The 13,976-nt window shown below is 44.4% G+C and carries 8 protein-coding genes; all 8 read right to left on the bottom strand.

Annotated features, from left to right (window positions below; translation table 11 throughout):
- Positions 1 to 17: 17 nt before the first annotated feature.
- Complete coding sequence (locus tag CWO13_RS07490; RefSeq protein ID WP_108082702.1) at positions 18 to 527, bottom strand: helix-turn-helix domain-containing protein; 510 nt, start codon at positions 525 to 527, stop codon at positions 18 to 20.
- A 141-nt stretch (positions 528 to 668) separates the two neighbouring features.
- The gene (locus CWO13_RS07485; protein ID WP_102431190.1) at positions 669 to 2,303 is read right to left on the bottom strand and encodes a carboxylesterase family protein; all 1,635 of its coding nucleotides are present in this window, start codon (positions 2,301 to 2,303) and stop codon (positions 669 to 671) included.
- A 91-nt stretch (positions 2,304 to 2,394) separates the two neighbouring features.
- Positions 2,395 to 4,992 (bottom strand): hypothetical protein, encoded by a 2,598-nt coding sequence (locus tag CWO13_RS07480; protein ID WP_108082701.1) that lies wholly within the window; start codon positions 4,990 to 4,992, stop codon positions 2,395 to 2,397.
- 306 nt (positions 4,993 to 5,298) lie between these two features.
- On the bottom strand, positions 5,299 to 5,988 hold the full coding sequence (locus CWO13_RS07475) for a hypothetical protein (protein ID WP_241902261.1): 690 nt from the start codon (positions 5,986 to 5,988) through the stop codon (positions 5,299 to 5,301).
- Between the two features lie 285 nt (positions 5,989 to 6,273).
- Positions 6,274 to 7,200, bottom strand: a complete 927-nt coding sequence (locus tag CWO13_RS07470; protein WP_108082700.1) for a hypothetical protein — start codon at positions 7,198 to 7,200, stop codon at positions 6,274 to 6,276.
- Between the two features lie 73 nt (positions 7,201 to 7,273).
- The gene (locus tag CWO13_RS07465) at positions 7,274 to 8,005 is read right to left on the bottom strand and encodes a hypothetical protein (RefSeq protein WP_108082699.1); all 732 of its coding nucleotides are present in this window, start codon (positions 8,003 to 8,005) and stop codon (positions 7,274 to 7,276) included.
- A gap of 50 nt (positions 8,006 to 8,055) precedes the next feature.
- Positions 8,056 to 10,302, bottom strand: a complete 2,247-nt coding sequence (locus tag CWO13_RS07460) for an inverse autotransporter beta domain-containing protein (protein ID WP_108082698.1) — start codon at positions 10,300 to 10,302, stop codon at positions 8,056 to 8,058.
- A 395-nt stretch (positions 10,303 to 10,697) separates the two neighbouring features.
- The gene (locus CWO13_RS07455; RefSeq protein ID WP_102431185.1) at positions 10,698 to 13,868 is read right to left on the bottom strand and encodes an HD domain-containing phosphohydrolase; all 3,171 of its coding nucleotides are present in this window, start codon (positions 13,866 to 13,868) and stop codon (positions 10,698 to 10,700) included.
- Positions 13,869 to 13,976 lie beyond the last annotated feature (108 nt).

Below are 13,976 nucleotides of genomic sequence, written 5' to 3'. Positions count from 1 at the left end.
ACCTTTAAGAGTTAGAGCTATGACCGCTTTTTCTTTGTTCGACGGTTTTTTTCCTGCTCTAACTCTTCCAACTTTTTTAGAACGGCATTCTCAGTTCGTAAGTAGACCAACTCCTCTTTTAGTTCCTCAAGTGTCATTTCATTATCAGGCTTAGTGGTACGTTGAGGGTGCTGTTTCATTGAAGGTCTTCCTTTCTGGCGCATTTTGAGCCCCTTGATACCGAGCTCATTAAATCGTTTGAGCCAGACAGAGAGTATCCCAGGGGATGAGAGGTTTAATACTGCGCTAGTGTGCGTGAGAGACCATTCATTCGTCCACATTAAATTCAATGCTTTTCGTTTTGTCTGAGCAGTAGCAGCATGCTTAGTTGGTAAAAATGAATCAGTGCCATGGATGGCAAAAACTTGAGCCCAATACCGTATCTGTCTTGAAGAAATTGAATATTGTTTTGCTAAGTAGAGAGATGACGTGCCATCTAAGTATTGCTTAGCAATGATACATTTTAGCTCTCGGCTATATTTGGACATAAAAAGACCCCCAATAATTGGTGTCCAACTATTGGGGGTCAGTTCAAACAGTGGCTCTTCAATTTACACCTAACCATTTATCTAACAAATGATTAAGACTAATAGTAGTCAGGCTTTCGGCTCATGCTTCTGTAATAAAGGCTACAAAGCCATCACTTGGTTTACTTGTTCACATAAACTGGCATTAAGCGTGTTGTCCCAATCATTTTCCGTAACAAACTCACCGTTAGTGTTAAAGACCGTCACATTGTCTTTTTCTAAAGCGTATGGTGTGAACGTAGAAGTCTGTAACCACTGTGACATAAGATCATCTTTAACAGACTTATCCTTATTAGAAAATTCAGCAGGTCCAGATACTGCATTCACCTCATTACCGAAAATAAAAGAAAGCTCTGCACCATGACATGAGCTCTCAGATGGCTTACACGTTTTTGCAAAGCTCTCTACGTAGTAGTCAGGCCAAAGGCTAAAATCAGGTTGATAGTTGAACTGGTATAGCGCCGCATTCGAACCACCTGCAGCCAAGTTTTGCGCAACCTGTTGAGATGAACACGCAAACAGCACTTGATTCATTAGTTTGCGGGCATTAGCTTTACGCTTTGCTGCGGTACTATTCCAGAAGCTTAATTTGAACTCTGGAATCTCACGTAGCTTAGAACCCTTATCTGCACCGAAAAACAGATCGATCAGTGAATTATAGCTGCCTGGTAAATCAAGAAGCGCATCAAACGGCGCAACAAAGATATTCGACTCATCTTGGTTGAAACCCAGTATCACATCAACACCATTTACCGATTTTAGTTCACTCGGCTGATACGTGACAGTCTCTCCATCGACATAGGGTGCCCAAGATAACAGACCCGCTGTTTTAGGGGTAATACTGGTCAAGCTATTCAGCTGCGTTGCTGCAGCTTTCATTTGAACTTGAACATCCACGATCTCTTCAAAAGGCACGCTAGTAATGTCTTTGTCCTTTCCTAGCTTATCTTGAACAACACCTGCTACCCATTTCGCTGACTCGGCATCTTTGTACTTAACGCCATATGGGTTACTTTCCATGATGGCACGTTGGTACAGGTGAGCGTTTTGTTGCTCATCCATTAATTGGATGCCAATCGACATCGCACCTGCACTTTCGCCAAACAGAGTAATGTTGTCGGCATCGCCACCAAAACTATCGATATTGGCATGAATCCACTGCAACGCTGCCTTCTGGTCTTGGATACCGTAGTTACCAGAGTGTTGTTCACTGTAGTAGCTACCAAAAATACCCAATCGGTAATTCATGCTAACCAGAATAAACGGGGTACCCTCATCTGCATTTTTAGCAACAAGCTTCGCGCCATCAAACTGCTTAACTGTACTAGAGCCAAGCTCAAATGCACCGCCATGAATGAACACATAAACGGGCAGCTTTTCACCTAGCTCAACACCTGAAGGGCGCCAAACGTTCGCGTTTAAACAGTCTTCGCTTTGTGCTTCTTGTACTACACCGTTCGCTTCCATTGTGTGAGGTATTTGCGGGCAGATATCCCCTGCAGAAGTCACATCATAATGAACGCCAGCTTCAAAGTAATTAAGCTTGGGTGCCTGAAAGCGTTCTGCTGAAGCATATTTTACGCCCATAAACGCATCAACTTGTGATGAGTAGCCCACCGGCGAATGCGCTAGGCCTTGTAGTGTCGCCCCTTCAAGATCCACGCTTGGTGCTGCAATGGCTTGGTTGCTTAACGCTAGAATGGCGCTTGCAATCGAAATTGATAATGTATTTTTCATCGTTTTACTCATAAAAGAGAGAATCAGTGTTATTTGTAAAAATCAAAAAAGGAGCAAGGTTAATCACCTTGCTCCATATAATTACAAACTATTATTCAGGAGCGACTGTCCAAGCGTTATAGCCTTTCTTCGTCTCAGTGAAATCCAGATCTGGTCGACCCCAGCCCGTTTCACACCCCGTTTCATTCGCTGGCAAAGAGAAGAATGTATTGTGTGGGTTAAACTCTGGGAAGAAACGATACACTTGATCGAAAGCGACCGGCATATTCATTAAGCGGTTATCGACCATTCTGGTTGTACCCGCACGAACCAATTCCCAACGTTCATTCCAGTTAACACGGACATACGCGTCGTAATCTGAGTTGTTGGTTGCCGTCAATTGGATACGGCTCCAGTAGCTCAAAAAGGACTTACCTGTTTGACATCTCATAGTCAAATCTACAGGTACAGTTTGTGGTCGGTTCGCTTCATTTTGAATACCGAAACGAGAAACAAACATATGTTGGTTCATTGAACCCTTGTCACCATTTTTCGGGTAAACAATCAAATCACCCCATTGACTACCACCAGCACCACCGCCACTGCGGTCAAAGACACGGCCATTCCACAATGAAAAAATCGTCATCTCTGCAGTATTGCCTGAAGCAACAATAGATTCTTCTAGGTGGTTATCAGATTGCGCTTTAAAAGAGAACAATTGAGATACGCCAGCGTCAACGTTACATTCTTGGCTGACCACATTGTAACTACTGTAACCGTTCACCGTTAAACACTGTGTATCATCGCTCGCAGGGCGAACTTGGAATACATTCGTCGGGTGTGTGACAGTGCCAGGCGCCGCTGGTACAAATTTAAACAGCACGTTAGGATCTGTATTTTCATTTACCGCTTGTGATGTGTCACAGTCTTGGAATGCAAACTTGCCGCCAACATTGGTCAAACACTGTACATTACCATTGCTTTCGAAGTTAACAATACGCTTACCTCGGTCACCAATTGCGATATTGAAGCGTTTTGACTTCACCTTATCAACACCGTGTACACGGTAATGCGCGACAAGATCCAGTGGCAATACAACGTTAGCAAAGCGAGGAAGATATTTTGCGTACTCACCACCTAAATTAGCAGCAGCATCTGCGATAGAATCGTTTAGAGTTGCGACATCAAGGTAGAATTGCCCTTCTTCAGAGAACTCAGAAGCATTCGCTAAAATAGTACTGTTGATTGTCTGTTCTGCCAGCTTCAGTACGTCTTCAGCTAAGCTCGGTAGTTCTGGCGCATACACCTTTACAAGCTCAACTAATGGATACTCTACCGACCAAGTAACACTTTCCAAACCTGAAATGGCACTGTGATCCAGTGTATCAAGTGAAACTTGAATACCAGTATTACGCGCTTCACGGCTGCCATTTCGGTTACCTTTGTTTGTCACCTTAGTAACAGCACCATTGATGTATGCGTTATCGTAAATCACATCGTTCGTTGCATCTGCATCGGCAAGCACAATCTGGTTGGCATCAGTGTTGTACGTAACAACCGTAGAAACGTTGTTCCAAGTAAACGTCTGTTTGCCTGTGGTTTGAAGATCGAACGCGACGTCGTTTGTTACGTGACCACCTTGTAACGTTTTAGTTTGGGTGCCCGCTTGGATGCTTTGTCGGCTGTCATCATCTTGCCATACATTAAGGCCCGTCAGTTTTACACCACTACCGTTTGCAATAAAGTCACACGACTGTGGGGTGTTTTGTGTCAACACACAGGTACTGCCTGAGTTGTTAGAATCAACAATACGCATAGGCGACGCACTCAAGTAAGCGCCTTGACCTGTCATTGTGGTGCGGCCTTGCGGATCGACAAAAGAAACCGGTGTGTCATTGTCGTTCAGCTTATAAGCCAGCGATACAGTGTAGAACGCCGCTGAATCCCAACCTTGCGAAGGAATAACCTGACCCGTGATGGTGTTGTGGCCACTGTTGATGCTTTGACTTTGGCCTGATAGCGTTACCCACTCTGTTGTGGTGTTGTCTTCGCCAGTACCGACCGTTTTTTCCAGTAGCACTCGAATCGGTTGGTTAGCAAAACTGTTTGTACTGCCGTTAACTAAATCAAAGTCTAACGTGACATTGATTGGCGTTTGGGTCGCTAGCCACATTTTGCCGTCTCGGGTCAGGTTTTCACCTTTTGCCGGTACAAATGTAGCCGATGCGTTTTCAATCTCAGGCGCATCAGGGATCAAATCGTCCATGATGAGGTCGCCACCCCACATTCTGCGCACGCCATCGGCCACCCACAGTTCTATCTGAACACCAGTACTGTGGTAACCAGACTCAGGAAGCAAACAAGACCACTGGTTGTTGCCTAAGCTCGAACAAGTAGAATTGTGATTATCAGAACCATGAATCACCACCTTAGATGGGGCTTGCTCTTGGTACCACTCACCCTGCGGGAACGATACCGGCGTGGTGAGCAAGACCTTTTGATTTGCCTCTAGAGTAAGCCCTTCCGGTTTAAAATTAGCCACACAATATGGACTGGCACCATGTGGGTTGAAATCTAAACACTTCAGGTGAGGGTCAATATTGTCCGCGCCATATTCGTTAGCAATGTTCTGAGAGTGTTGAGCAGCATGGGCTACTGAAATGCTGGCTAAGCTGGTTAGCAGCGCCGCATAAATAGGAGAAAATTTCATTAAGATTTCAGTCTCTTTGATTGAAAGTAACAGTATTAAAAAATGGAGATAAAGGCCTTCAAAGCCACAACCGCTGCGAATTCGTTAGCAACGAATGCCATTGAACGTGATCAGCCAAATGGCCGTTATTGGACATCACAGCCAACAGGAAGCGACGTTTAAAGACCCGCCAAGCTTGTGCTTGATTCGGCGTGAAATACAGTGAATTACCGTTAGTTTAGGTTTTATGAGCTTTTTTTAGAGCTCGTTAATTCAATGAGTTAGCTTATCAAGCCCAGGGCTCATTAAGTGAAAGAATCGCCAGTGTTATGGCTTAAGAAGCGCTGGTACCTCGTCACTTTGCAGGGCGCAGGTGTGTAAAATGTCCAGAATCAGAGCATTTTCATCGATGGTGTCTTGGTAAGGGATAGTCGGTAGCCCTTCCAGCGCTAAGTGCAGCTTTTCTGCGGTATAGCGGTAGCTATCAAACCCCTGATGTTTCCATAATTCAATCGAGGCAATTGCACGATCAATACACGCCTCCATCGGTACCGGCTCCACCAAGTCATCGACGGTCAGTTCACCGCCCCACATTCTGCGCACGCCATCGGCCACCCACATTTCTATCTGAACACCAGTGCTGTGGTAACCAGACTCAGGAAGCAAACAAGACCACTGGCTGTTGCCTAAGCTTGAACAAGTGGAATTGTGATTATCAGAGCCACGAATCACCACCTTAGATGGGGCTTGATCTTGGTACCACTCCCCCTGCGGGAACGAAACTGGCGTGGTGATCAATACCTTTTGCTTAGGCTCTAGAGTAAGCCCTTCCGGTTTAAAATTAGCCACACAGTATTTACTGGCACCAGCAGGGTTTAAATCTAAACACTGACGGTGAGGGTCAATATTGTCTGCGCCATAGCCTTCCGCAATGTTCTGAGTGTGTTGAGCGCCATGCGCTGCTGAAATGCTGGCTAAGCTGGTGAGCAATGCCGCGTAAATAGGAGAAAATTTCATGGTTGTTGGTCTCTTGGTGATTAAATAAAAAGGTAAAATGGCTAAAAGGCACAAGTCGGCCTGTTCTAGAGGCTGAAGAAACGGGTGCACTGCACAGTGAACGAATACAAACTGCGTAAATGGAATATAACGGCGAAAACAAGCCTGCCATCCCACACTAGATTGATATCTACAGCTAATTGCATCAAAACGGTTGATTAGCAGTCACTGAAGGCAACCAGCTATTTGCCCTCAGTGCTCGCAACCTTAAATGCATGACTAACTGAATGAGTCATATCGAGATGGTTAGCGGTCAAACTGCTGGCAATTGACCATACTCTTTCTTCTGTCTTGGTCACTGCCCGCCATCGTAAATTGGAATTGAAGGTTACTGATGGTTATTTCGGGGTTTGCCTCGGGATAAGGCAAAGCCAAGTTGCTGTCTGTCGTTTGATATATCACTAGCCCAAAGCTAGGGGGGATCGGTTGCTTGGTAAGCGTAATCGGTATCGAGTTATGACCATCGTACGAGAAGTTAACAACCAGCGTTTCGGGTAGCTTTTTGTCTTGAAATTTTGGGGTCGATGGGCTGAAGTGCACTGGTGACAGGCTTGTCAATTCTGTCATTTCTACCACCCCTGGCAAAAAATCAAACGCCAGCGTCGGAAAGCTCAACCGATATTGCCTGCTTCCGGATAGATTTAAATCAATATTGTCGTACGCAAGGTTCATAAAATCGACAGTTTGTGCTTCGTAACAGATCCCTTTGGTGCCATCTGGTGGGTACTCGAGTGCCACAGGTAACGGTTCACTTTCAAAAGTGCGCGTTGCTTCTGGGTAGCCCTTGTCAACCTTGCCGCTGTATTTCACGGTCAGAGGTTTAAAGCCCACGCCTTTATCAAACACCTTATCAATGTCTGATGGGTTGATGGTCAGGGTTGGCGAACTCGCAAAACACTCTCCCTGATCATTACACCACTGGTAGGTCTTTGAATAGGCAATGACTTCATCGCCATCGGGATCGAGATCTTGAATAGGACGAACGGAAATAGGGCCTGTGCCTATGGTGTTGTTCTCATTCGGTGCGACATTCCATTCGGGCATATCCGTTGGGTAACCGTGGCCTGAAATGACTGGCGTATGATTTGAGCAAACTTGGTTTTCAGGGCATTCTGCCATTGCTGACCAAGAACAGCTTAAAGCCAAAATAGTGATGATGGATTGACGTATCATGGTTGTACCCCTATCGAGAGAAAGCGGGCTGAAAACAGCCCGCTTGGTTAATGGTTAAAGCAATCTCAAAGGATTAACGTAGTGAAGCACGAGTAATTTGTGCCTCATTCATAGACGCAGTGATCGTGTAACCTTGTACCTCTTTCGGTAATACAAATGTTAGGTCATTACCGGCGTCAACCAGCGCCGCTTGAAGCGCAGCTTCAGCATCGCCTTTCTGGTAAAGGCCAGCTGTGTCTGTTTCATTTTCTGTCAGTGTGAACGTCACATCTGCTTTAGCTAGGTCAATAACCGCACCGTCATCCGCGTGTACCGTCAGAGTTTGACCCACTTCAGCTGTACCGCTGATGGTTAGGGCCATTGCTGCAGCAACGTTGAAGTCATTCGATTCTACTTTATCAGAGACAAGCGTTGTTGACGGGTAGCCGTATTGAGTATGAACTTGCCACACTAGGTTTAATTGTTTGTTTTTTAGCTCATTGAAGTTTGAAAATGTAATGACACCGTCGTCCAATTCGCTGATATCCGCTTCAACTACTTTTGCGTATTCGGTACCACTCGAGTCTTCTAACCAGTACGTCACCTTGGTGATGGCATCATCGTCTTGGTCTTCAAGAGTCGGTGCATCGAATTCGACTTCAATATCCGCAGGTGTCCATAAAATATCAGTTGTCGTCACCGCAGGAGCCGTTACTGTTGGTTTGTGGCCTTGTACAGGTGCAGTGGCAACGCTGTCGATAGCCCAAGCTGCTGTTGCTGTAAAACCACCCATAAGTAGGCCGATAGTGATCATTGATTTTTTCATTGTCTTTCCTTTCTGAACGAAAACGTTCATGTTTTATTGTTAGTTATGAATTACTTGTTGTTTGTCGCCGACTTTGAATCCGACGGTTTTTTCTTTGTCACTTGGACTTTGAATTGGAACCCTTGGTCTTCGCCTTTCAACACGTACTTTTGCTGATTGGCGTTCGCCACCTTGGTAAATTCGTTTTGAGTATCATGCTCTCTTCGGAACCATTGGAACGAGTATTGAGAAAGGTCTAATACCGCCGCTTCATCTTCGAACACATAAGCCGTGATGGCTTCCGTCGTGAATAGGTCTTCATCTAGACGATGCCCTTCATGAAACAGGTCAACACGATAGACACTGCCCTTTAACCACTCGATATTGCCTTGCTTTGCGTCTTGTTCGTTCTGATCGTAAATTGCTATTACCGTGACGGATTGCGCCACATGACTGAGTAAAACCAGCTCAGCGATGCCTTCTTCATTGGTGACGGTTTGGTAAACGAAGTTCGCTTGGTTCGGTTCCAGCTCTAACGTCTCCCCATTCAACGTCAAAGATGTTAAGTCTTCAGCGGTGATTTGATAGGTCACCGGGATATCGGCAACGGCTTTGCTCAATAAGGCACTCGCAACGATGCTTTCACCCGCGGTCGCGGTTTCTGGTTCAAACGAAATTGACTCAAGAAACTTACTGTCAGTGACGGTAATCGACATGGTGTTAGACTCTTTCACTTGGCCGCTTTTGAGTTTGTATCTCACCTTAAGCGACAGTGTATTGTTGCCGTCATAGCGGTAGCTTGGCGCGGTAAATAAAGGTACCGAAGCACTCTGACTGTTCAGATACGGATTAGCAGTACCTAACCAGGTGTAAGAGACGATGTCAGGTCCCCCTTTCACCTCCATCCACTCCGCTAATGACTGCTGAGAGTTTTCTGCAACCACCACAGATTCAGGCAGACGAATACTGATCTCTGCGTATTTCTGTTTGTATTCCAAAACAATGTTATGGTCACGTTCAACAAAGTCCGTTAAACGGTCTTGTTTTGGTAATGAGCTTTGGAAAACTTCACGGCGCTCAGGCTCGTAAAAACCGCCAAGAGACAAGGTATAGTTAACACCAGCTATCCACTGTTCACTTGCCCCTTCCTCGTTTTGGTATCCCAACGAGAACGCCAGCTCTTTGGTCGGTTTAAACTCGGTGTTTAACTCGAAACGCAACGGGTTTTTGGTCGGGTTACTGCCATCGCGATGTTCTACGTATCGACCAAGGTATTGACCCGCTGTACCACTCAACTTCCAGCGTGTATCCATCGGCAGATAGCTTTCTAGCGTGAGATCCCAACCCTTCGCAGGCTTTTCAACAAGGCTGTTCATCCCTTCATACTCGTCCGGCGAATCTTTCCAATTCGATAGAGGAAAGTAGAAGTTGGAGCTCATGTTTCCGTAACCCACCCCGTACTCAACACCTAAGCTCATTCTTCGGTGATAGCGCTGATGGTCATAATCTATAAAGGTGTTTACCCCGTAGTAATCATCTTCAGCGAGTTGACGATAACCCGTACCAATGTGCGAAAAGTCTCGGCCATGGAAGTCGTCTTGGTTAAACACCGCACCCGCTTGAATAAACCACAAAGATTTATTGTCGGCTTGCCAAAAAGGGAACAGGCTTTCAACCTGATCAACTTGCCATTTGCTGCCTTTCGCTAAAGAGACGCCTAAATCAAACTGTGCGCCACCAAAAACTTCAGATAACCAGTCTTCTGTTTCACTCACACCAGCAGCCACTAAACGAGATGGTACTTGCTCTTGGTAGGCGCGAATGTTGCCCTGCTCAGACTGCTGTTGAGCAATGGTCACGAGTTCAGAAGTCATTGGAGCAACATAAGGGTTAGCTTCGTTAAGCTTACCCTCGTCCAAAGCCAGGTTTGGCAACGAAGTACTATCTAACCCCTTGCGGGTCTGATATTGGTGATCGGTCAATTCAGCAATAAGTGGCTCTACCGTTTTCCACTCCGCATCACTGTATGGACCACACTGAAGCTCGTCCTTCCCTAGTTCAACCTCACGACAATAGGTGCTCATGCTAGTAATGACATTTAGCAGCGCTTCATCGACTTGATAAGCTGAAAACGTGACAAAGGTATTTTTCACCGTCGCTTGCTCATTGCTAACTTGCGCATTGTTAGCTTGTACGGTTGAAGCTACCTCTAGGGGTTTTAATTGGTCGCCCTCTAATGGGTTTGCATAACATGCTAGGCTCACAGCCAAACTACATGGCAGTAAGAACACAGCATTAATGGTTCGTGGCTTAAACATGACAAAATGGATTCTTCAAAAATTTTTCAGAATCTTAATCAAGAAAGCGTGAATTACCGCGTGATTCACCGTGAAAGATGAAAAGTACTTAAATTCAACAATTTGGAAGGTGATGTGATGGCTAAAAGGTGTGTAATTTAGAAATTTTTTAGTTTTTTATTGATGAAATTACCAAGTAAACTCCTTATTAATATGGGTTACCAATCAATAAATTGTTACTTCAAAAAATGAGATTTTTTTTCATCTTGTTTTTCTGCGAACTTATTGACACATAGTGATATTGCATAGAAAAAGCGCACCAATTGGGTGCGCTTTTAAGTCCTGCCAAGTTAAAGGTAAACCGCGTATTTACCTAATTTGCATCGAGTAGCGAAGCACCTTCTAATTTAGGTGTATTAAGCTGCAGCACTTTTCTGGAGATATTTCGACAAGTCGACGCTGTCTATTTGCTCTGGCTTCAAATACGTTTCAGCGTATCGAATGTGGGTCTCACTCGTTAGGAACAGCCTAAACAGTTCTATGTCAATATGTTCATCCAGAGCCATCTTGTGCATGATGTCGACAGCGACACTAATTGGCTTCGCTTTCTTGTAAGGTCGATCGGCAGCGGTTAACGCCTCAAAGATATCTGATATCACCAGAATGCGTTCTGGGATTGAAAGGTCGTCACCAGTCAACTTCCTTGGATAGCCTGTACCTTTAAGGGTTTCATGGTGAGTCGACGCATAACGAGGCACGCGGCTTAACTCTTTCGGGAATGGTAAGTTCTCAAGCATCTTAATCGTAGCAAGCATGTGCTCGTTTATCTTAAATCTGTCTTCAGCAGTCAATGTGCCGCGTGCAATACTCAGATTGTAGACTTCGCCTAGGTTGTATAAATACTCAGGCACATCCATTTTAATTTGATGTTTCGGGTCAAATTCTAACGGCCTATCTCTTTTCACTATATGCTCTGGTTTATCACTTAACAGTGGCTCTGTCGCTGGCAAGCCTGAACTCGGTGCTCGATTCAACGCCTCTATCGGTGATAGACCAAGTTGATCATCAAAGTTACGCGTCCAAGTCGTTTCAGCTATCAAGCGAATACGAGCAACTTTGTCATCACTCATGAATTCACCACCAACATTAGACGTCGCGATAAACTCAAAATCATCTTGTAGCTTCTGTTGCGCTTCAGCCAACTCTGTTTGGATTTGTTTGTTCGCTAGCTTGCCTTCAAGCTGTTTCGTTAATGCTATTATTTCAGCATCACGCCACAATACCTCAAATCGAGTTCTCACCTCGTGAATTCGGTTGTAGTTGGCCTCAAGCTTCGTACCTTTATCGACGATGTGTTCCGGCGTTGTTATTTTTCCGCAGTCATGCAACCAAGCCGCAATTCTAAACTCACGGCGCTCATCATCATTTTTAAACTCAAAATTTTTAAAATGATCAGATTGTGATTTCTCAGCCACGTCAGCTAGCATCAAACCTAGCTCTGGTACACGGTTACAGTGCCCAGCCGTATAAGGGGACTTGTCATCGATAGCTTGGGCGATAAGCTTGATAAACGACTCTACAAACGCCTCTTGCCTCTGTTCATGTCGTTTAAGCTCCATTGCCATTTCTTTTACAGCAACAGATAACTCCCACACTTCTTTAATACGAGTATTAAGCACAGCTACGTTGTCATAGTCACGCAACTTAACCTTGTGAGTCTCTTTCTCTAATTGGCGAATAGGACGTACTATCGGTGCACCAAAGACCCAAGCCACAGGCAAGGTTAAACTCATCAGTAAAATCGTTACACCAACAGAGGTTGCTAGACGCTTATTGACTGTACTGAAGACTTCAGATTCGGGAATCAATACCGCAAAATACTCAGAGTAGTGTTCGCCCGTGTCTATTTTCTTTAAATAGAGATGCTTAATCTCACCATTCAACTCGACCCTTACCATACTACCTTCAACCGTTGCTTCCTTAGTCAAATCATAAAGTTCAGTATAAGGAACCGTCGTATTCGTATTAAAGCCGGTATCATGCAGCCACTTTTTTGCTAAGGCATCAAGTTGTTCACCACTTAACTTGCTGATAGCTTGATCAATAATTGGAAGCAATTGTTTATGCTTGCTCTGCAGCACCAAATGGAATTGATTTGAGTAGTTCTGTTTTAGATCTTCTAGAGTCCCATTGACAACAAGGCCTGGCTGGAAAAACCTATCTAATGCAAACGAGAGTACGGGTTCAGCTTCTAAGAAAGCAAAGTTCTCTTCGCTTTCAATTGAATTAAATGCAGACTCTAGGTTTTCAAATTCAACTAAATCAATGTTCGGAAAGTCCTCTCTTAACTTAGGAATAATTGACCACCCAGATAAAATGGCAACTTTTTTACCCTCAAGCTCGGCATAATTAGTGACAACCTTCGCACCGACCCTTGTCACGACAGAAAATGGCAATTCATAAATTGGAGTCGTGTATAGGCCATCTATGCCATTATTTTTATAATTTTGAACCGATTGCAGGCCATCAATACTTCCTTCTTGAAACTTACTGACAAGCTCGCCCCAAGAGAAACCATTGACAAATTCAAACCTGATCCCTGTCATCTCACCAATCATGTTAAGAAGGTCTATCGCATAGCCGTTTGGCTTTCCCGCCACTGAAAAGTCCATCGGCCCCCAATCATTTTGATTAGACACTAACAGCGGAGGGGTATCGTTAACCAAGGTTTGTTGTTCAGACGATAGCATCAATGTGGATACATCAAACTCCAATTCCTGATTGTTAACCTTGAGGTTAGACGCAATAATATTACCCGATTTCGAATATAAGAAAGACTCAACCTTACTGTCTTCTGCTAAACCAAGCGCCGTACCTGAGAGTTTGCTAGCCAAAGAAGACAACACAATATCAATACCAATCACATGTTGAACTTCAGATTCGATTTTCGCATCAAACGCTAAAGAATAAGTTTGCCCGGTAATTTGTAAATGCTGAAAAAGATATGGCTGAGTTTTTTCGACCGACTGAACATTGGCAGAAACATACCAAGGCCTGGTTGTTGGAAAGTAGTTGCTCTGCTCCGTAGTTGAGTCTCTTAGCGTAAACTCTTGGTCAAAATATTTCGTCGTACGGACGCGCTCCTCCCCTCTATTATGAATCTCAACCACAACCCAACGGTCCGTTTGTTGTGCACCGATTTTCTCTCTAACGACAGGGGCAGACTCTAGATTAATAATTTGGAAGAAGTTTTCATTGGATGAGCCAATGTAAATACTATAAAAGAGAGGGTTATCTTTAATGGCTTCAGAAAGAATACTACGCGACTCTTCTTTTGATATTTTGTTACTGATAGACCGTTTCACTGAAGCAAGTAAACGCGCGGTGTTGGCTGCGTCAGAATCAACCGCGCCGATATAGTTACTCAACTCTTGGGACACCATCGTCAACTTGGATAAGGTATTCTCAGTCGCCATTTTTTTACTGAAGTAATATTGCAGTGAAACCGCAACAACAGCGGTAAGAAAAGTCGCGAGTAAAAACATTCCTCCAACAGTAAATCGTAAAGAAATTTTTTTGTCTGTCATTATTCGATCCTTGAATAACCACTAGCCCAGAAATGTAACATGCCAGCAATATTTATATTATTACAGTAGCATAACCAACCTAGCAACACATTATTCCATATATCCAAG

Source organism: Vibrio sp. ZF 223, from assembly GCF_003050585.1.
In the GTDB taxonomy this organism is placed as follows: Bacteria; Pseudomonadota; Gammaproteobacteria; order Enterobacterales; family Vibrionaceae; genus Vibrio; species Vibrio crassostreae.
This window is presented reverse-complemented; position numbering and strand designations above follow the sequence as displayed.

Coding starts and splice junctions, on each gene's coding strand:
- CWO13_RS07460 (WP_108082698.1), bottom strand. CDS start 10,302: ATGTTTAAGCCACGAACCATTAATGCTGTGTTCTTACTGCCATGTAGT.
- CWO13_RS07470 (WP_108082700.1), bottom strand. CDS start 7,200: ATGATACGTCAATCCATCATCACTATTTTGGCTTTAAGCTGTTCTTGG.
- CWO13_RS07475 (WP_241902261.1), bottom strand. CDS start 5,988: ATGAAATTTTCTCCTATTTACGCGGCATTGCTCACCAGCTTAGCCAGC.
- CWO13_RS07490 (WP_108082702.1), bottom strand. CDS start 527: ATGTCCAAATATAGCCGAGAGCTAAAATGTATCATTGCTAAGCAATAC.
- CWO13_RS07480 (WP_108082701.1), bottom strand. CDS start 4,992: ATGAAATTTTCTCCTATTTATGCGGCGCTGCTAACCAGCTTAGCCAGC.
- CWO13_RS07455 (WP_102431185.1), bottom strand. CDS start 13,868: ATGACAGACAAAAAAATTTCTTTACGATTTACTGTTGGAGGAATGTTT.
- CWO13_RS07485 (WP_102431190.1), bottom strand. CDS start 2,303: ATGAAAAATACATTATCAATTTCGATTGCAAGCGCCATTCTAGCGTTA.
- CWO13_RS07465 (WP_108082699.1), bottom strand. CDS start 8,005: ATGAAAAAATCAATGATCACTATCGGCCTACTTATGGGTGGTTTTACA.